We start from the raw sequence: 17955 nt of genomic DNA, 5'->3' as shown, positions 1-17955 counted from the left end.
ATAGCCCGCAAACGCTCCTTTTGAGCAGCCGGCTTCTGAGCTTTTCCAACACAGTTAGTGGAGAGATCACCTTGGTAGAGTACGTAGTTTCCCTCGACAAGCTCGGCAAAGACGACGTTGAGCACGTGGGGGGCAAGAACGCATCCCTGGGCGAGATGATCAGTAACCTTGCAGGTGCCGGTGTATCGGTGCCCGGTGGCTTCGCCACGACAGCTCAGGCTTATCGTGATTTTCTGGAACTGAGCGGCCTTAACGATCAGATCCACGCCGCCCTCGACGCCCTGGACGTCGACGATGTCAACGCCCTCGCCAAGACCGGTGCCCAGATCCGTCAATGGATCATGGAAGCCGAGTTCCCCGAGAAGCTCAACGCCGAGATTCGCACCGCGTTCGCCACGCTGTCGGCCGGCAACCCTGACATGGCCGTGGCCGTGCGTTCTTCCGCTACCGCCGAAGACTTGCCGGACGCCTCCTTTGCCGGTCAGCAGGAAACCTTCCTGAACATCCGTGGCGTCGAAAACGTCATTCGCGCTGCCAAAGAAGTGTTCGCGTCGCTGTTCAACGATCGCGCCATTTCCTATCGTGTGCACCAGGGCTTCGATCACAAGCTGGTGGCCCTGTCGGCCGGTGTGCAGCGCATGGTTCGTTCCGAAACCGGCACCGCCGGCGTGATGTTCACCCTCGACACCGAGTCGGGCTTCCGTGACGTGGTGTTCATCACCGGCGCTTACGGCCTGGGTGAGACCGTTGTTCAAGGCGCGGTGAACCCGGATGAGTTCTATGTCCACAAAGGCACGCTGGCAGCCGGTCGCCCGGCCATCCTGCGTCGCAACCTGGGCAGCAAGGCCATCAAGATGATCTACGGCGAAGTCGCCACGGCCGGCAAATCGGTCAAGACCATCGACGTCGACAAGGCTGATCGCGCACGGTTCTGCCTGAGCGACGCCGAAGTCAGCGAACTGGCCAAGCAAGCGATGATCATCGAGAAGCACTACCAGTGCCCGATGGACATCGAGTGGGCCAAAGACGGCGACGACGGCAAGCTCTACATCGTTCAGGCCCGTCCTGAAACCGTGAAGAGCCGCACCCAGGCCAACGTCATGGAACGTTACCTGTTGAAAGAAACCGGCACCGTGCTGGTTGAAGGTCGCGCCATCGGCCAGCGCATCGGCGCCGGTAAGGTCCGCATCATCAAGGACGTGTCCGAGATGGACAAGGTCCAGCCAGGCGACGTACTGGTTTCCGACATGACCGACCCGGACTGGGAACCGGTCATGAAGCGCGCCAGCGCCATCGTCACCAACCGTGGCGGCCGTACCTGCCACGCGGCGATCATCGCTCGCGAGCTGGGCATCCCGGCCGTGGTCGGTTGCGGCAACGCCACCCAGCTGTTGAAAGATGGCCAGGGCGTCACCGTTTCCTGCGCTGAAGGCGATACCGGCTACATCTTCGAAGGCGAACTGGGTTTCGACATCAAGAAAAACTCCGTCGATGCCATGCCTGATCTGCCGTTCAAGATCATGATGAACGTCGGCAACCCGGACCGCGCCTTCGACTTCGCGCAACTGCCGAACGCAGGTGTGGGCCTGGCCCGTCTGGAGTTCATCATCAACCGCATGATCGGCGTACACCCCAAGGCGCTGCTGAATTACGCCGGGCTGCCGCAGGACATCAAGGACAGCGTCGACAAGCGCATTGCAGGCTACGACGATCCGGTCGGTTTCTACGTCGAGAAGCTGGTTGAAGGCATCAGCACCCTGGCTGCTGCGTTCACACCGAAAAAAGTCATCGTGCGTCTGTCGGACTTCAAGTCCAACGAATACGCGAACCTGATCGGCGGCAAGCTCTACGAGCCGGAAGAAGAAAACCCGATGCTGGGCTTCCGTGGCGCTTCGCGTTACATCAGCGAATCGTTCCGTGACTGCTTCGAACTCGAATGCCGCGCCCTCAAGCGCGTGCGCAACGAGATGGGCCTGACCAACGTCGAAATCATGGTGCCGTTCGTCCGCACTCTGGGCGAAGCGAGCCAGGTCATCGATCTGTTGGCGGAAAACGGTCTGAAGCGTGGCGAAAACGGCCTGCGCATCATCATGATGTGCGAACTGCCGTCCAACGCCATCCTGGCTGAAGAATTCCTCGAGTTCTTCGACGGTTTCTCCATTGGCTCCAACGACCTGACCCAACTGACCTTGGGCCTGGACCGTGACTCCGGCATCATCGCGCACCTGTTCGATGAACGTAATCCGGCGGTCAAGAAGCTGCTGGCCAACGCCATTGCTGCGTGCAACAAGGCTGGCAAGTACATCGGCATTTGCGGTCAGGGTCCTTCGGACCATCCGGACCTCGCCAAGTGGCTGATGGAGCAGGGCATTGAAAGTGTTTCGCTGAACCCTGATTCCGTACTGGAAACCTGGTTCTTCCTGGCTGAAGGTCAAGCGCAGGCTTGATAGTGTGAACGGGCCGCTCACTCTGTAGGAGCGAGCTTGCTCGCGAAGAACTTCAGGACGCCACGTTTATCCAGGATAAACGCGTTATCGTTGACGTCCATCGCGAGCAGGCTCGCTCCTACAGGGGGGCGGGCTGTTTTGAGATTCAAGTAGGGCGGGCTCCTCTGGATGCCGCCCTTTTTTGTGCAAGAGCATTATGCAAAGCAGCAGCAACCTATTTCCTGTCGCCCTGATCAGCGCCGAGCGGCGCGGTGATCTGAGCGAAGACGTCTATCGTTTGAAACCCGCCAACAGCCCTGACGGCACCGTCGAGCTGGCGGTGACGCGGCTCGGCATGGCGGACGAGTCGTCCGTGCGCGGCGTGCCGGTCATTTTGCTCCATGGCAGCTTTTCCAATCGTCGGTTCTGGTTTTCCCCAAAAGGGCTGGGTCTGGGTGCGTATCTGACACGCCTCGGTTTCGACGTATGGATTCCGGAGATGCGCGGTCACGGCCTGTCTCAGCGCAACCAGAACTATCGCAAGAACCGTGTTGCCGACTACGCCCGTTACGATCTGCCTGCCATCGGTGCGTTCGTGCACGAGCAGAGTGGTCAGGCGCCGCACTGGATCGGCCATTCGCTGGGCGGCATCACCCTCGCGGCGGCGCTGGGTGGGCAGTACATTGACGAGTCTGTCGTAGCTTCTGCAGCGTTTTTTGGTACTCAGGTCAGCCGCACCTACTGGCCGCTGAAAATTCCGCCAGTGGAGTGGAGCGGACGCTTCATTCTCAAGCGTTTTGCCCAACTGTCCGGTTCTCGCCTCAAGCGCGGTCCTGAAGACGAGCCCATCGGTCTGGCCCTGGAAAGCATGCGCTGGTACGGCCTGTTCGGGCGTTTTGGCGACGCGGACAAGGACTGGTGGGCAGGGCTGGCCGACGTTCACGTACCGGTGCTGACCGTCAGTGCCGCGGGCGATCATCAGGACCCGACGTGGGCTTGCCGCAAGTTATTCGATCAGATCGGCTCCGAGAACAAGCAATTTATCAACCTGGGCCGTGAACAAGGCTTCGGCGACAATTTCGGTCATGTCGAGATGCTGGTCAGCAAAGCGGCCCAGGCCGAGGTCTGGCCGCTGGTGGCGCGATGGCTGGCGGATCAGCAGGCACCTTTAACGGGTCAGAACCCGGATCTGGCCACGGCAAGCTGACGCCAATGCTCTAACAAGGGCATTTCGCTCTGATCGGCTTGCGGCTAAGATATGACGCATCAAGCTGTTCCGGTCACTTTGCGACATCCTCGATTGTCTTCCTCTTTACAGGAGTTTCTCGATGAACCATTACATCACGCCTGACTTGTGCGACGCCTATCCAGAGCTGGTACAGGTGCTGGAACCGATGTTCAGCAATTTCGGAGGCCGTGATTCCTTCGGCGGTGAGATCGTTACCGTCAAGTGCTTCGAAGACAACTCGCGAGTGAAGGAACAGGTCGAACTCAAAGGCGATGGCAAGGTGTTGGTTGTCGACGGTGGCGGTTCACTGCGTCATGCGCTGCTGGGCGACATGCTGGCTGAAAAGGCCGCCAAGAACGGTTGGGAAGGGCTGGTGATCTACGGTTGCATCCGTGATGTCGATATCATCGCGCAAACCGATCTGGGCGTTCAGGCGCTCGCCAGCCACCCGAGAAGGTCCGACCGGCGCGGCCTCGGCGACTTGAACGTTGCGGTGACGTTCGCTGGCGTCACCTTCCATCCGGGCCACTACATCTATGCGGACAACAACGGCGTGATCATCTCGCCGAGCCCGCTGAAAATGCCTGAATAGGCACCGTTGGTTCTGGTTTCGAGAATGGGGTGAGGATGTTCGAGGAAGAAAACGCGCAGTGGGGGCTGGTGCATGCTCTGGTGCTGGATGGAAAAGGCGGTGCGCGTTCGATAGCCCGGACTGAACTCGACGAGTTGCAGCTGCAGGCCCATGAAAGCCTGTGGTTGCACTGGGATCGCAGTCACCCGCAAACCCAGACCTGGCTGCGTAAAGACAGTGGTCTAAGTGAATTCAGCTGTGACCTGCTGCTTGAAGAAAATACCCGGCCGCGGCTGTTGCCGTTGCCGGATTTCGAGTTGCTGCTGTTTTTGCGCGGGGTCAACCTCAACCCGGGTGCCGAGCCGGAAGACATGGTCTCGGTACGGATTTTCGGATCGGCGCAACGGGTCATTTCCCTGCGTCTGCGTCCTTTGCGAGCCACTGACGAGTTGCTGGTACAGCTTACGGAAGGCAAAGGCCCGAAAACCGCCTCTGAACTCATCCTTTATATGGCGCAGTACCTCACCAACAAGGTGCAGGATCTGGTCAGTTGCCTCTCGGAAGTGGTCGATGAGGAAGAAGAAAAACTGGATGCCGACGAACGGTACACTCCCGAACACGGCGCCATTTTGCAGATCCGTCGCAGGGCTGCAGCGTTGAAGCGATTCCTTGCTCCGCAGCGCGATATTTTCGGTCAGCTGACGCGTATGAAACTGCCTTGGTTTGTCGACGACGACGGTGATTACTGGAACGAGCTGAACAACAGCCTGACCCGTTATCTGGAAGAGCTGGAATTGACGCGGGAGCGGGTGGGGCTGGTCCTGGAGGCTGAAGACCGGCGTTTGAGCGTGCGCATGAACCGCACGATGTATCGCTTCGGGATCATTACCGGGATCTTTTTGCCGATGAGTTTTCTGGCCGGTCTGTTGGGCATCAACGTTGGCGGAATTCCATTCTCCGCGAGCCCTTATGGCTTCCTGATTGCGTGCCTGATGATGGTCTTGGTGGCGCTCGGGCAATGGTGGTTATTCCGACGTTTGCGTTGGGTCTGACGATGCGTCATGTGACCCGGCCAAATTTGATCGCGTCTTTCACAGACATCACGAGAGGTGCGTATGCACGATCCGTTTGAACAGTCTTTGCGCGACATGCTCAAGGCATCACCGTCCACCCGGGACGACGATGCGTGCCTTGGCCGTGTACTGAAAACCGCCAACCGCCAGGTCGGTGCCGGTGATCTGTTCAGCCTGCTGGGCCGCTGGTTGCCCGCGCTGATGATCGCCCTGAATAACGGATCGGCCCACATTTCGCCGGTTTCCCGTCACCGCAAACCTACTGTTCGCACTGCTGATAAGGCTGATTGAATATGGAACTTGATCTCTGGACTCAGAGCCTCGTCACTGCAATGACTGCGTTGTGGACCAAGATTGCGAACTTCATCCCGAACCTGTTCGGCGCACTGGTTGTGCTGCTGTTGGGCTTCGTGGTGGCCAAGTTGCTGGACACTTTGCTCTCCAAATTGTTGGCCAAACTGGGCCTTGATCGCCTGATGGGAGGCACCGGGCTGACCAAGCTGCTCTCCCGCGCCGGTCTTCAGGTACCGATCTCGACACTGATCGGCAAGATCGTCTATTGGTTCGTTCTGCTGATTTTTCTTGTTTCTGCTGCGGAATCTCTTGGACTTGAGCGAGTCTCAGCTACGCTAGATATGCTTGCGCTGTATTTGCCGAAAGTATTCGGCGCCGCGCTGGTGTTGCTGGTAGGGGTTTTGCTGGCGCAACTGGCCAATGGCCTGGTGCGTGGCGCGGCTGAAGGTGTAGGGCTGGATTATGCGTCGGGCCTGGGGCGAATCGCTCAGGGCCTGGTCATCATCATCAGTATTTCGGTCGCGATCAGCCAGTTGGAGGTCAAGACTGACCTGCTCAACCATGTGATTGTGATTGTATTGATTACCGTTGGTCTGGCTGTAGCGCTGGCCATGGGATTGGGAAGCCGGGAAATTGCCGGTCAGATTCTTGCGGGAATCTATGTGCGTGAGTTGTATCAGGTTGGGCAAGAAGTGCGTGTTGGCGAGGTCGAAGGTCAGATCGAAGAGATCGGCACGGTTAAAACCACATTGCTGACCGACGAGGGTGAGCTAGTCTCTCTCTCCAATCGGATTCTCCTGGAGCAGCATGTGAGTAGCCGCTAATCCGGCAAACCCTGCTAATGTATGCCGCCGCGAATTGTCCTGAAAAGGCTGCGGCGGACATTGACCTGACTGTCGGCCCGACTTGTTTTGAATAAAGCTCAATCGCTCTCCACGCGCTACGACCCCCGCGAGCTCTCTGATGAGGAGTTGGTCGCGCGCTCGCATACCGAGCTGTTTCACGTAACGCGCGCCTATGAAGAATTGATGCGGCGTTACCAACGAACATTATTTAACGTCTGTGCACGATATCTTGGGAACGATCGCGACGCAGACGATGTCTGTCAGGAAGTGATGTTGAAGGTGTTGTATGGACTGAAGAACTTCGAGGGGAAATCGAAGTTCAAGACATGGCTATATAGCATCACGTACAACGAATGCATCACACAGTATCGGAAGGAACGGCGAAAGCGTCGCTTGATGGACGCTTTGAGTCTGGACCCCCTCGAGGAGGCGTCTGAAGAAAAGGCGCCGAACCCTGAGGAAAAGGGTGGACTTGATCGCTGGCTGGTGTATGTGAACCCGATCGACCGCGAAATTCTGGTGCTACGATTTGTCGCAGAGCTGGAGTTTCAGGAGATCGCAGACATCATGCACATGGGTTTGAGTGCGACAAAAATGCGTTACAAACGTGCTCTAGACAAATTGCGTGAGAAATTTGCAGGCGTTGCTGAAACTTAGTTCAGCGCAAATATCTCTTACGTGTAGGCAAGTTCTGATAGACTTGCCGCCGAGTTGTCCCCCGGTTTGCGGGACTGCTTCACAATCACCAGATGGGGATTTAACGGATGAAACTGAAAAACACCTTGGGCTTGGCCATTGGTTCTCTTATTGCTGCCACTTCGTTCGGCGCTCTGGCACAAGGCCAAGGCGCAGTTGAAATCGAAGGCTTCGCTAAGAAAGAACAATTCGACAGCGCTCGTAACTTCAAGAACAACGGCAACCTCTTCGGCGGTTCCGTAGGTTACTTCCTGACCGACGACGTTGAACTGCGTCTGGGCTACGACGAAGTGCACAACGTTCGTTCCGATAGCGGCCAGAACATCAAGGGCGCCAACACCGCTCTGGACGCTCTGTACCACTTCAACAACCCAGGCGACATGGTCCGTCCATACGTCTCGGCTGGTTTCTCCGATCAGAGCATCGATCAGAACGGCTCGAACGGTCGTAACCGTTCCACCTTCGCCAACGTTGGCGGCGGTGCCAAGCTGTACTTCACCGAGAACTTCTACGCCCGTGCTGGCGTTGAAGCTCAATACAACATCGACCAGGGCGACACCGAGTGGGCTCCTAGCGTCGGTATCGGTGTGAACTTCGGTGGCGGCTCCAAGCCTGCTGCTGCTCCAGTTCCAGCGCCAGCTGAAGTCTGCTCCGACAGCGACAACGACGGCGTTTGCGACAACGTTGACAAGTGCCCGGACACCCCAGCCAACGTAACTGTTGACGCTGATGGCTGCCCTGCAGTTGCTGAAGTTGTTCGTGTAGAGCTGGACGTTAAGTTCGATTTCGACAAATCTGTTGTTAAAACCAACAGCTACGGCGACATCAAGAACCTGGCTGACTTCATGAAGCAGTACCCATCCACCACCACTACTGTTGAAGGTCACACTGACTCCGTCGGTCCTGACGCTTACAACCAGAAGCTGTCTGAGCGTCGTGCAAACGCCGTTAAGCAAGTTCTGACCAACCAGTACGGTGTTGAATCGTCCCGCGTTCAGTCTGTTGGCTACGGCGAATCCCGCCCAGTTGCTGACAACAAAACTGAAGCTGGTCGCGCTGTAAACCGTCGCGTAGAAGCGCAGGTTGAAGCTCAAGCTAAGTAATTAGCTCGCAGTTCTGAGAAAAGCCCGGCTTAGGCCGGGCTTTTCTTTGTCTGCGATTTGGGTTTTCGGGCGGGGATCAGGCGGTTGGGTGGCGCGAAAAGAACGCAGGCTGGGTACCTTCGACAGCTGCTAAACAGCAGTTGAGCCCTTCTGCAGGAGAGGTGAGTATCGAGGCTGCGATCTCTTGATCTGGTCACAACCTGCCACAGCACCGATGACCAGGATAGCCGGGCTCCTGAGCTCGAACGCCAGGGCGTCGCCCTCCATTGCTGTCAGATCGCTGCGACATTCCCGCTGCTCTGGCAGTGACGCATTTTCAATCATCGCCACCGGCGTATCCGCCGCCATTCCCCCCGCGAGCAATTGCTCCCGAATCTCGCTCAGCTTCGCCACCCCCATGTAAATCACCAGCGTTGTGCCCCCTTGTGCCAGTGCCTGCCAGTTCAATCGGCTGCCGTCCTGGGTATGGGCAGTCACCAGTGTCACGCCTCGAGCCACTCCGCGCAGGGTCAACGGAATGTCGCATTGCGTCGCGCCGGCGAGACCGGCAGTGATGCCATTGACCAACTCGACCTCTAGACCACGTTCACGTAGCCACTGGGCTTCCTCGCCCCCTCGACCAAAAATGCACGGATCACCGCCCTTCAGCCGCACCACGCATTTGCCTTGGCGCGCATAACGCAGCATCAAACGATGAATAAAGGCCTGAGGCGTGGAGCGACAGCCACCGCGCTTGCCCACGGGGATGATCCGCGCGCCTGCGCAATGCTCCAGCACAGCGACATTGACCAGATCATCGATCAGCACCACATCCGCTTCCCTCAATGCCCTTACGGCCTTGAGCGTCAGCAATTCCGGATCGCCCGGGCCCGCACCCACCAGCCAGACTTTTGCGTTCATAGGGTTATCCTCAAGAAAATGAAAGTGATCGGCTGCGACAAGGCATCGGCGTTAGCCATGCAGCGTCCACAAAAAAATCGCCAGATTCACAGCCAACGAGACCAGTGCCAACGTGCGCCAGACCTTCAACGGCTCGCGCTCCAGCAACGGCCTGGGCCGCACGCTCAAGCTGTGCCGTTCTCCCTGTTCCAGCAGCAACAACCATTCTTCTGCCGTTTCAAACCGATGTTCCGGGGCCTTCGCGACGGCGCGTTCAAGACTTTGCGCAATCCACTCGGGCAGATCGGGCCGATAGCGGCTGGCGCTGACCGGCGCGCCAAAACGCGGACGCTGAAACGCTTCGATTTCACCGTAGGGGTAGTGTCCGGTAAGCAGGAAGTACAACGTTACGCCCACTGAATAGAGGTCCTGTTGCGGCGTCGGGGGTGTTCCACCAAAGGCTTCAGGCGCGATGTAGCTTGGCGTTCCTGGCAGCGCTGAAGGCAGGTCTTCGGACAAGCCCGAACAGTAGGCGAGGCCGAAATCCAGCAAGCGCAATTCTCCGTCGTCCCCCAGCAACAGGTTCTCGGGCTTGATGTCGCGGTGCAGGATTTGCCGTCTATGCAGCATGCCGACCGCTCGCAGCAGCCGTTCAGCCAGTTCCACCCACTGGGCGAGCGGAAGGGGGCCGACATCAGCGTGCAGTTTTGCCAGGGTCGAACCGGAATATTCACGCATCACGTAGTACAAATGCTGACGCTGGCTGACCCCATGGACCTCAGGAAAATGCCGTCCGGCGACGCGCTTCAGAAACCATTCTTCCGAGAGCAACGCCTGACCAGCCTGGTGATCATCATGCAGTCGCCCCGGCAAGGTTTTCAGCAGCCAGGGCTGGTGTTGCCCATCACGTACCCGATAGAGCAGCGACTGCTGGCTCTGGCCAATGACCCCGTCGACTTGCCAGCCCTCAAACGTCTGCCCCGGCTTGAGTGCCGGCGGCAGGGGCCATTGCTGCAAATGAATCAGCGCATCGCCAATGCTGGTTTCACCCAGGGCATCGACCCGCACCACCAGGGCGCTGGCATTGTCCTGGCTGCCGGCCAGGTGCGCAGCGTTGACCAGGGTTTGCGCAGCGCTGTGCAAATCCGGTTGATCACGCAGAACCGCAGCGATCACGGTGTCACCGAGTACGGCCCAGACACCATCGCTGAGCAACACGAAGCACTCATCAAGGCGCAGTTCACCGTCAAGAAAATCAACAACCAGGTGCTGATCAAGCCCCATGGCGCGCTTGAGCACATGCTGCATGCCCGGTTGATCCCAGACATGATCTTCACTGATCCGCTGTAGCTGCCCGGCGTGCCAGCGATAGACTCTGCAGTCGCCGACGTGCGCCAAGGTAAACCGCCTGCCGCGCAGCACCAGCGCACTGACAGTGGTCAGAAGCGGTTGGCTCCCACCATTTGCCTGTAGCCACCGGTTCTGTGCCAGCAACAGGCGATCCAGGGACTCGGCGACGCCCCAGGTTTCGGGGGTGGCGTAGTAATCCAGCGCCAGGGCCTGCAAGGTAGAACGCGCCGCGAGACCGCCATCGAGGCACTGGCTGACCCCGTCAGCAATCGCGAACAGAAACCCCTTGCTCGCCGCCAGTGTCGGGTCCGGCGTGACCAGGCGCACGGCGTCCTGATTTTCCTCGCGAGGGCCGATGGCGCTGGCTTCGGCGAAACTCAATTGCAGGCTCATGAAAACGTCAGACCCGCGCCGCCGTCACTGCGGCCGAACCCCAGGTCGTTCTCCAGCGACGTTTCACCCCGTGCAGACCAAACCAGGCCAGCACGCCCAGGCTGGCGAACAACCACAACGCCAGCTGATAGCTACCGGTGCTTTGCTTGATCGCGCCCATGCCGGCTGCCAGTGCAAAGCCGCCAATGCCGCCGGCCATGCCGATCAAACCGGTCATCACGCCGATTTCCCGGCGAAAACGCTGTGGCACCAATTGGAACACCGCGCCATTGCCCGCACCCAAACCGAGCATGGTGCAGACGAACAGGGCCAGGGCCGCATAGGAGCTCGGCAAGTTGAAACCCACTGCTGCAATGCAAATTGCGGCCACCGTGTACATCCCCAGCAGGGTGCGAATACCGCCGAAACGATCCGCCAGAGCCCCGCCCAACGGACGCATCAAACTGCCGCCGAATACGCAGGCGGCGGTGTAGTACCCGGCAGTGACCGGGCTGAGGCCGTATTGATCGTTGAAGTAGCCGGGCAGGGCGCTGGCCAGGCCGATGAAGCCGCCGAACGTCACGCTGTAGAAAAACATGAACCACCAGCTGTCCCGATCACCCAGCGCTTTGAAATAGTCCGACACCGACTTGGCTTTCGGTCGCTCTGGCGCGTTCTTCGCCAGCCACGCGAAGACGATGAGCGTCAGGATCAGCGGGATCAGTGCGAAGCCGAATACGTTGCTCCAGCCAAACGCCGCTGCCAGCACCGGAGCGATCAGTGCCGCGAGCACCGTGCCGGAGTTGCCCGCACCGGCAATGCCCATGGCCTTGCCTTGATGTTGTGGTGGATACCACTGCGAGGCCAGCGGCAGGGCCACGGCGAAAGACGCGCCGGCCATGCCGAGAAACAGGCCCAGGATCAGCGCTTGCTCGTAGCTGTGAATCCCGAGTTTCCAGGCGCCGAATAACGCGCAAATGACGATCACCTGACCGATCAGCCCTGCGGTTTTGGGTGACAGTCGATCAGCCAGCAGCCCCATCACAAAGCGTAAAACCGCCCCGGCCAGAATCGGTGTTGCAACCACCAGCCCGCGCTGTTGAGTGGTCAGGTGCAGGTCTGCGGCGATCTGCACGGCCAACGGCCCGAGCAAGTACCAGACCATGAAGCTCAGATCGAAATAGAGGAAGGCCGCGAACAGTGTCGGGGTATGGCCAGATTTCCAGAAGCTTGAATTCATCGCGCACCTCAGCTGTTAAAAGGAGTCATGAGCTAACAGATGGCACGCCGCAAAACGGCCGCACCACCGGCCCCTTTTTCAAGGGGCCAAAACAAAAAAACGCCGCTACCGGATTTGCCATGGGCAAACAGGGTGAGCGACGTCTTTGTCGTAGGTGGGGCAACCGCCGTTGGTTACCTGTGAGAATTACTTAGCGAGATTTGTGCCAATAGGCGCAGACCGGGTGGTTTCCATCGCGAGCAAGCTTTGCTCCCACACCTTTTGTGATCACACCAATCCCTGTGGGAGCAAGGCTTGCCCGCGATGAGGCCCTCAAAGTCACCACAAAACCTCAACCCAACAACTCACTCATCGCAATAATCTGCTCCGCCACTTGAATCAGCTTCTGCTGCCGGCTCATGGCCTGGCGGCGCATCAGGGTGTAGGCGTCCTCCTCGTTACAGTCCTTCATCTTCATCAACAGCCCTTTGGCCAGCTCTATACGCTTGCGCTCGGCCAGTTGCTGGTCTCGGGCATGCAGTTGAGCGCGCAGCGCCTGATCGCTCTCAAAACGCGCCATGGCCACGTCCAGGATGGGTTGCAGGCGTTGTGCGTGAATGCCCTCGACAATGTAGGCGCTCACGCCGGACTTGATCGCCTGACGCATCACGCCGGGATCGTGCTCGTCGGTAAACATCACGATCGGCCGCGGCTGGTCACGACTCACCAGCACCACTTGCTCCATGACATCGCGGCTCGGTGACTCGGTATCGATCAGAATCACATCCGGGCGCACCGTTTCGACGCGTGAAGGCAAGTCAATGGTCAGCCCCGACTCGTCGATCACCTCGAACCCGGCTTCAGTCAGGGCCGCTTTCAGGCGGCCGACTTTTTTCGCGGTGTCGTTGATCAGCAGGATACGCAACATGTTCGCAATCTCCTGTCAGCGGCTGGCGAATCGGTGCGAGCTATTGCTCATGGCGTGCAGTTTGAAGCTGCGGGCATAACCCGCCGGGTCAGTTCCGTCCCAGTGCTTGCCGTCGATCAACTGGCTGCTGCGCATGTCGTTGTCCCCGACCGCGACACCTATACCAAGGGCTGCCTCGCGATACACGTCCAATTGCTGTACCTGACGCGCCACCGCCAGGTAGTCCGGATCGTCATGCAACAAGCCCCAGCGACGGAACTGGGTCATGAACCACATGCCATCGGACAGATACGGCAGGTTCACCTCACCCCCGGCATGGAAACGCAAGGCATGCGGGTCTTGCCAGCGATGACCGAGCCCGTCGTCATAGTCGCCAAGCAAACGCGGCTCGATGCAGTCCAGCGGTGCATCCAGATACTGCGGGGCACTGAGCAATTGCGCGGTACTGCGGCGGTTGTCGGTGCTGGCCTCAATGAAACGGCTGGCCGCCAGAATCGCCTTTACCAAAGCCCGGGCCGTATTGGGGTATTGCTCAACGAATGAGCGGGTGCAGCCGAGCACTTTCTCCGGGTGATCGGGCCAGATGGTCTGGGTCGTCGCCAGAGTGAACCCCAGGTTCTGTTTGACCGCACTGGCGGACCACGGCTCGCCCACGCAGAATCCGTCGATGCGTCCCGCTTGCAGATGCGCAACCATTTGCGGTGGCGGCACCACCACACTGTCGACGTCCTGCAAGGGATGAATGCCCTGACTCGCCAGCCAGTAATACAGCCACATCGCGTGGGTGCCGGTTGGAAATGTCTGGGCAAACGTGAGTTTTGGGCGACTTTGGTGCACGTGGCGATCCAGTGCTTCAGGACTGGTCACGCCCAAGGCCTGCAAGCCATGGGAAAGATTGATGCTCTGACCATTCTGATTCAGGCCCATCAGCACGGCCATGTCGGTCGACGCCACGCCACCAATTCCCAGGTGAACCGCATAAATCAAACCGTACAGGCTGTGCGCGGCATCCAGTTCACCACTGACCAGTTTGTCCCGAAGGTTGGCCCAGGACGCCTGGCGCTTGAGGTTCAGGGTGAGCCCGTACGGCTGGGCGAAGCCCTGTGTCGCGGCGACCACCACTGAAGCGCAGTCGCTCAGCGCCATGAAACCGAGGTTGATGTCGGTCTTTTCCGGGGCGTCGCTACCGTTGACCCAGGCCAGCGGGCCAGCTGATGGTTCATTCATCGAGTGTGCACCTTCCAAAAAAATGGCGTCGTCCAGGCTTCCTGCGCGAGCAAGGCCGAGTGACGACGCCATTGTCCTTCCACTCATTCCGACGTTGGCATGAGCGCTGATAAAGGTGTTGGTGCAAGGCATATGCCAGCGAGCGGTCCATCAGCATTTCATCAGGATTTAACGCGCTGCGTCTCGCATCCTGCCGCCCATTCCAACGCTGCGTTGCAAAGGAGGCCGGTGTGCAGATCCAGTGCGATTGCCCCATGACATTGCCCGATGTTCGCCTCAATGATCGGGTGCTGCACCTGCGTGTCGCCGATGAACCTGTGCGCCTGACATCACACAACAGCCCATTGTCCTGTTCGCTGCCCGCGGGTTGGCAGGGATTGATCGTGATGGACGGCGCGGCAGAGCTGAGCGGCGGCGATGTACAGGTGCGCGCGATGGCAGAGGCCACCCTGGTGAAGCTGCAGGTCTTTATCGACCTGGGAGATACGCTGATCGCCAAGGTCTCGCGCCCGTTTCCCTGGGCTGTGCTGGCGGTGGCCGATGAAACCGCCCGATGCGACAAGGCGCTTGAGCGCTGGTACATCGAACAGGCGCTGGCCGGGAGTTCCGCATACCAGGCTTTTGCCCGCCAGTTACGAAACAACGAGAGCTACGGGCTGGTTCGATTCCTGGTCGAGCAGGGCACCCACAGCGAAAAACTGTCTGCACTGGCGCAGCGTTATGGCGTCTCGGTATCGCACTTTCGCCGGTTGTGCCAACACGCGCTGGGGAGTGCGGCGAAGCCTGCATTACGCGGCTGGCGAGCGGCCCAGGCGCTATTGAACATGAGTCTTGAAGACGGTTCGCTGACAGATGTGGCGCTGGAATTCGGCTACGCCTCGTCTTCACATTTCTCCAAGGAAATCCGCGAGCTGGTGGGTTTCTCACCCAGCAGTCTGGCGGACATCACCGACCTTTCAAGCAAGTGAACCGATGATTTCTCGCTTTTTCCCCGTGTTTTTTTTACCGGCGCTATTAAGCGCTGCGCTGACTCTCGCGCCAATGCATGCGGGAGCTCGGGACAATGCCTACGTGGCTCGCGAGCAAAGCGTTCGGACCTTCTTTACAGAGTTGTCCGGCCCTCTGGGCAAAACGGTTGTGGTGAGCAAGGCCGCCGCCGCGAAGCGGATTTCCGGTGAGTTCGAACTGGGCTCGGCGCAGAAGACCTTCGAAAGAATCGCCGCTCAAATGGGCCTGATCTGGTACAGCGATGGCCAATCGATTTACGTGTATGACGGCTCGGAAGTCAAAAGCTCGATGGCGTCTTTGCAAACCCTGACCGTCAACCGACTCCAGGGCTTCCTGAAACAGTCCGGGCTGCACGATGCCCGCTACCCGATGCGTCATGACGGCCTGCGCACGTTCCACATTTCCGGGCCTCCCATCTACGTTGACCTGGTGATGCAGGCCGCGCAGCTGATGGATAACCAGCGTTCGGATTTGCTGTTGGGCAAACAGCAGATCGGCGTCATTCAGGTGCAAAACACCTTTGTCGGCGACCGTAAATACGAATTGCGCGATGACCAGGTCACGATTCCTGGCCTCGCGACCGTGATCGAGCAACTGCTGCGGGGCGAGAAGAGTGAGGTCGAACCCCAGTTGGCGCAAAACACTGCGCAGACGTCACAGGGCCTGATGCCCGCGTTTCCCCTGGAAGGCCTGGCCACTGCTTCGTCGTCGGATGACCCTGCAGCACCGCGCATTCTTGCGCGGGAGATGGCGGCGGGGAATATCCGGGTGGTGGCCTATCCCGACACCAACAGCCTGCTGGTCAAGGGGCTGCCGGAACAGGTGCGTTTTATCGAAAACCTGGTGACTGCGCTGGACACACCGAAACGGCATGTGGAGTTGTCACTGTGGATCATCGATCTGCACAAGGACGAACTCAATCAGCTGGGCATCGAATGGCAAGGCGCGGTGAAAGTCGGTAGCCAGTTTTCCGCGTCCCTCAATGCCGGCTCGGCGACCACGCTCGACGGCGTGTCGTTCGTCGCTCAAATCATGGCGCTGGAGCGTACTAGTCGCGCCAACGTCGTTGCGCGTCCCGTGATCCTCACCCAGGAAAACGTCCCGGCGATCTTTGACAACAACCGCACCTTCTATGCGCCCTTGGTTGGCGAACGCACGGTCGAGTTGCAGCACGTGACTTACGGCACATTGATCAACGTATTACCGCGTTTCGCCAAGGCCGACGAGATCGAGATGTCGCTCAATATCGAAGACGGCAACGAAGTCGAAAGCGCCGGTGATGGCGAGCGCCCGAATGCCTTGCCGACGGTTGGCCGCACGCGCATCAGTACGGTGGCGCGAGTCCCTCATGGCAAGAGTCTGCTGGTTGGCGGGTTTACCCGCGACGACCACAGCGAGCAGATCGGACGCATCCCGGTATTGGGCTCGATTCCTTGGATCGGAAGGCTGTTCAGTTACCGCCAGAACCGCTCGGCGAATACCGTGCGGGTGTTCCTGATTCAGCCCAAGGAAATCACCAGCGAACTGCAACCGGACAGCCTCGACCCAGCCACACGCTTGATGACTCCCGAGCAGCATGAGCGCCTTCGGCGTTCCTATTTGCGCGCAGGACAGAACTGATGCTGCCGATTGGATCAGCCGGCGGACGGGCCGCGCAAGCCCGACTGAACAGCGAAAAAGCCGCTGAACACCCTCAACCGCAACCCAATGCCGACGTGGAAACAGACGAGACCGGCACGGCCGCCGCTACCCAGCGCTTTGTGCAGATGAGCGATGAAATGTCGGCAGCATTGGCGCAATTTCGAGGCCGGCGACATTTTGAGCTCAAGTCCGAGTCGATGACCGAAAGCTTTGAACGGGTGCTGGATGACGACACTGTCAGCAAGGCTCGGCAGCTGTTCAGTCTGGCGCGGCTGGGGGACAAACCCGTCGCGTGGTTGCTGCAAATGGCGCGCAGCCTGTTCCCTGATGACAGTGACCTGGCCCTGGTGCTGCGTGAGCTGTTACGTCGTAAAAAACTCGACGCGGGCACGCGTCAACGGCTCGAAACCCTGTTGCAAACGGTGCTCGAACAGGGCTCGCCAAAGCGCATGAAGGCCGGCATCAACGCTGCCTTGAAGGCGCGAATGTTCGGCAAGGCGATTGCCGTGCGGGCGGGGTTCCTGCGTGAAACCTACCGGGATTTTCTGGAGTCCGACGACGGTCCGGTCAGTTGCTATCAGGACTGGATCGCGACGTATGGCGAGGCCCGGCGCATGACCGTCCTGGCATTTATCGAGGCAGCCTTGCTGACCGACATCAGTGCTCAGGACCCCAGTTGCTCGCGCAGGGAATTCGGCGAGTTGCTGACCCGGCTGACGGCTCTCAAGCGCCTGCGCTCGGCGGAAACCGGGTTTATCACAAGCGTGCTGGGTGACCGGCTGATCTGCCAGCACAACGCTGAGGAGCGTGACTGGCTGGTGTTCCTTCTCGGCCTGCTGACGTACCCCGATGAGCTCGACGAACTGTTACTCGGTGCTTTGGGCGAAAGCGTGGTTCTGAGCCAGCACCGTGAGCGCTCGGCGCTGCTGCAAGTGATACGCCGGCTCAGCCTGCAGCTGCCACTTGAGTTGTTTTGCGATGGAGAAGCGCCGCAGCGTCTGGCGCAGTTGTTCAGTCAATTGGCGGACATCGCCTTCGCCCACGAATGCATCGAACGACGTCGCCTCGCCGCTGGTTTTCAAGGACTCTGACTCT

Annotated in this window: 16 protein-coding genes; 11 read left to right on the top strand and 5 right to left on the bottom strand. The window is 59.1% G+C overall.

All coding sequences use genetic code 11. The features are described 5' to 3' along the window. The first annotated feature begins 71 nt into the window (after positions 1-71). The 8 genes from ppsA (at position 72) to GBC55_RS15725 (ending at position 8236) form a co-directional block, all read left to right on the top strand. Positions 72-2447, top strand: a complete 2376-nt coding sequence (gene ppsA / locus GBC55_RS15760; RefSeq protein ID WP_162438316.1) for a phosphoenolpyruvate synthase — start codon at positions 72-74, stop codon at positions 2445-2447. A 196-nt stretch (positions 2448-2643) separates the two neighbouring features. Continuing rightward, positions 2644-3633, top strand: coding sequence for an alpha/beta fold hydrolase (locus tag GBC55_RS15755; RefSeq protein WP_162438317.1), 990 nt, complete (start codon positions 2644-2646; stop codon positions 3631-3633). A 121-nt stretch (positions 3634-3754) separates the two neighbouring features. Beyond that, the gene (gene rraA, locus GBC55_RS15750) at positions 3755-4246 is read left to right on the top strand and encodes a ribonuclease E activity regulator RraA (protein WP_162438318.1); all 492 of its coding nucleotides are present in this window, start codon (positions 3755-3757) and stop codon (positions 4244-4246) included. A 35-nt stretch (positions 4247-4281) separates the two neighbouring features. Then, the gene (locus tag GBC55_RS15745; protein ID WP_162438319.1) at positions 4282-5277 is read left to right on the top strand and encodes a zinc transporter ZntB; all 996 of its coding nucleotides are present in this window, start codon (positions 4282-4284) and stop codon (positions 5275-5277) included. Between the two features lie 63 nt (positions 5278-5340). Continuing rightward, a complete protein-coding gene (locus tag GBC55_RS15740) occupies positions 5341-5589 on the top strand; it encodes a CrfX protein (RefSeq protein WP_162438320.1) in 249 nt (82 codons plus the stop codon). A gap of 2 nt (positions 5590-5591) precedes the next feature. Then, positions 5592-6416, top strand: coding sequence for a mechanosensitive ion channel domain-containing protein (locus GBC55_RS15735; RefSeq protein WP_162438321.1), 825 nt, complete (start codon positions 5592-5594; stop codon positions 6414-6416). Positions 6417-6503: 87 nt separating this feature from the next. Beyond that, the gene (gene sigX, locus GBC55_RS15730) at positions 6504-7094 is read left to right on the top strand and encodes an RNA polymerase sigma factor SigX (RefSeq protein ID WP_028621383.1); all 591 of its coding nucleotides are present in this window, start codon (positions 6504-6506) and stop codon (positions 7092-7094) included. Positions 7095-7201: 107 nt separating this feature from the next. Continuing rightward, on the top strand, positions 7202-8236 hold the full coding sequence (locus GBC55_RS15725) for an OmpA family protein (RefSeq protein ID WP_162438322.1): 1035 nt from the start codon (positions 7202-7204) through the stop codon (positions 8234-8236). A gap of 129 nt (positions 8237-8365) precedes the next feature. On the opposite strand, the gene cobA is transcribed toward GBC55_RS15725, so the two are convergent. The 5 genes from cobA to GBC55_RS15700 form a co-directional block, all read right to left on the bottom strand. Then, positions 8366-9136 carry a uroporphyrinogen-III C-methyltransferase gene (cobA, locus tag GBC55_RS15720; protein WP_162438323.1) on the bottom strand — a complete coding sequence of 257 codons (771 nt, stop codon included), beginning with the start codon at positions 9134-9136 and terminating at the stop codon, positions 8366-8368. Between the two features lie 51 nt (positions 9137-9187). Next, positions 9188-10858: a bifunctional protein-serine/threonine kinase/phosphatase gene (locus GBC55_RS15715; protein ID WP_162438324.1), complete on the bottom strand. Its 1671-nt coding sequence runs from the start codon at positions 10856-10858 to the stop codon at positions 9188-9190. A 7-nt stretch (positions 10859-10865) separates the two neighbouring features. Next, a complete protein-coding gene (locus GBC55_RS15710) occupies positions 10866-12077 on the bottom strand; it encodes a nitrate/nitrite transporter (RefSeq protein WP_162438325.1) in 1212 nt (403 codons plus the stop codon). Positions 12078-12408: 331 nt separating this feature from the next. Beyond that, positions 12409-12984, bottom strand: a complete 576-nt coding sequence (locus tag GBC55_RS15705; protein ID WP_162438326.1) for an ANTAR domain-containing protein — start codon at positions 12982-12984, stop codon at positions 12409-12411. 15 nt (positions 12985-12999) lie between these two features. Further along, positions 13000-14211 (bottom strand): CmpA/NrtA family ABC transporter substrate-binding protein, encoded by a 1212-nt coding sequence (locus tag GBC55_RS15700; RefSeq protein WP_162438327.1) that lies wholly within the window; start codon positions 14209-14211, stop codon positions 13000-13002. A gap of 254 nt (positions 14212-14465) precedes the next feature. Here GBC55_RS15700 and GBC55_RS15695 point away from each other — a divergent pair, with 254 nt between their 5' ends. The 3 genes from GBC55_RS15695 to sctW all read left to right on the top strand — a co-directional run bounded on the left by GBC55_RS15695 (position 14466) and on the right by sctW (position 17951). Continuing rightward, positions 14466-15179 carry a helix-turn-helix domain-containing protein gene (locus GBC55_RS15695; RefSeq protein ID WP_162438328.1) on the top strand — a complete coding sequence of 238 codons (714 nt, stop codon included), beginning with the start codon at positions 14466-14468 and terminating at the stop codon, positions 15177-15179. A 73-nt stretch (positions 15180-15252) separates the two neighbouring features. Further along, on the top strand, positions 15253-16839 hold the full coding sequence (gene sctC / locus GBC55_RS15690) for a type III secretion system outer membrane ring subunit SctC (protein WP_247266929.1): 1587 nt from the start codon (positions 15253-15255) through the stop codon (positions 16837-16839). Next, a complete protein-coding gene (gene sctW, locus GBC55_RS15685) occupies positions 16836-17951 on the top strand; it encodes a type III secretion system gatekeeper subunit SctW (protein ID WP_162438364.1) in 1116 nt (371 codons plus the stop codon). Before sctC ends, sctW begins: the two co-directional genes overlap by 4 nt. Positions 17952-17955: the final 4 nt, after the last annotated feature.

Source organism: Pseudomonas sp. TNT3, from assembly GCF_010095445.2.
Taxonomy (GTDB): Bacteria; Pseudomonadota; Gammaproteobacteria; order Pseudomonadales; family Pseudomonadaceae; genus Aquipseudomonas.
This window is presented reverse-complemented; position numbering and strand designations above follow the sequence as displayed.

Bases quoted from the DNA above. Each gene is read 5' to 3' on its own strand.
- GBC55_RS15695 (WP_162438328.1), top strand. From the start codon at position 14,466: ATGACATTGCCCGATGTTCGCCTCAATGATCGGGTGCTGCACCTGCGT.
- GBC55_RS15715 (WP_162438324.1), bottom strand. From the start codon at position 10,858: ATGAGCCTGCAATTGAGTTTCGCCGAAGCCAGCGCCATCGGCCCTCGC.
- GBC55_RS15755 (WP_162438317.1), top strand. From the start codon at position 2,644: ATGCAAAGCAGCAGCAACCTATTTCCTGTCGCCCTGATCAGCGCCGAG.
- cobA (WP_162438323.1), bottom strand. From the start codon at position 9,136: ATGAACGCAAAAGTCTGGCTGGTGGGTGCGGGCCCGGGCGATCCGGAA.
- GBC55_RS15735 (WP_162438321.1), top strand. From the start codon at position 5,592: ATGGAACTTGATCTCTGGACTCAGAGCCTCGTCACTGCAATGACTGCG.
- GBC55_RS15745 (WP_162438319.1), top strand. From the start codon at position 4,282: ATGTTCGAGGAAGAAAACGCGCAGTGGGGGCTGGTGCATGCTCTGGTG.
- rraA (WP_162438318.1), top strand. From the start codon at position 3,755: ATGAACCATTACATCACGCCTGACTTGTGCGACGCCTATCCAGAGCTG.
- GBC55_RS15705 (WP_162438326.1), bottom strand. From the start codon at position 12,984: ATGTTGCGTATCCTGCTGATCAACGACACCGCGAAAAAAGTCGGCCGC.
- GBC55_RS15725 (WP_162438322.1), top strand. From the start codon at position 7,202: ATGAAACTGAAAAACACCTTGGGCTTGGCCATTGGTTCTCTTATTGCT.
- GBC55_RS15740 (WP_162438320.1), top strand. From the start codon at position 5,341: ATGCACGATCCGTTTGAACAGTCTTTGCGCGACATGCTCAAGGCATCA.
- GBC55_RS15710 (WP_162438325.1), bottom strand. From the start codon at position 12,077: ATGAATTCAAGCTTCTGGAAATCTGGCCATACCCCGACACTGTTCGCG.
- GBC55_RS15700 (WP_162438327.1), bottom strand. From the start codon at position 14,211: ATGAATGAACCATCAGCTGGCCCGCTGGCCTGGGTCAACGGTAGCGAC.
- sctC (WP_247266929.1), top strand. From the start codon at position 15,253: ATGCATGCGGGAGCTCGGGACAATGCCTACGTGGCTCGCGAGCAAAGC.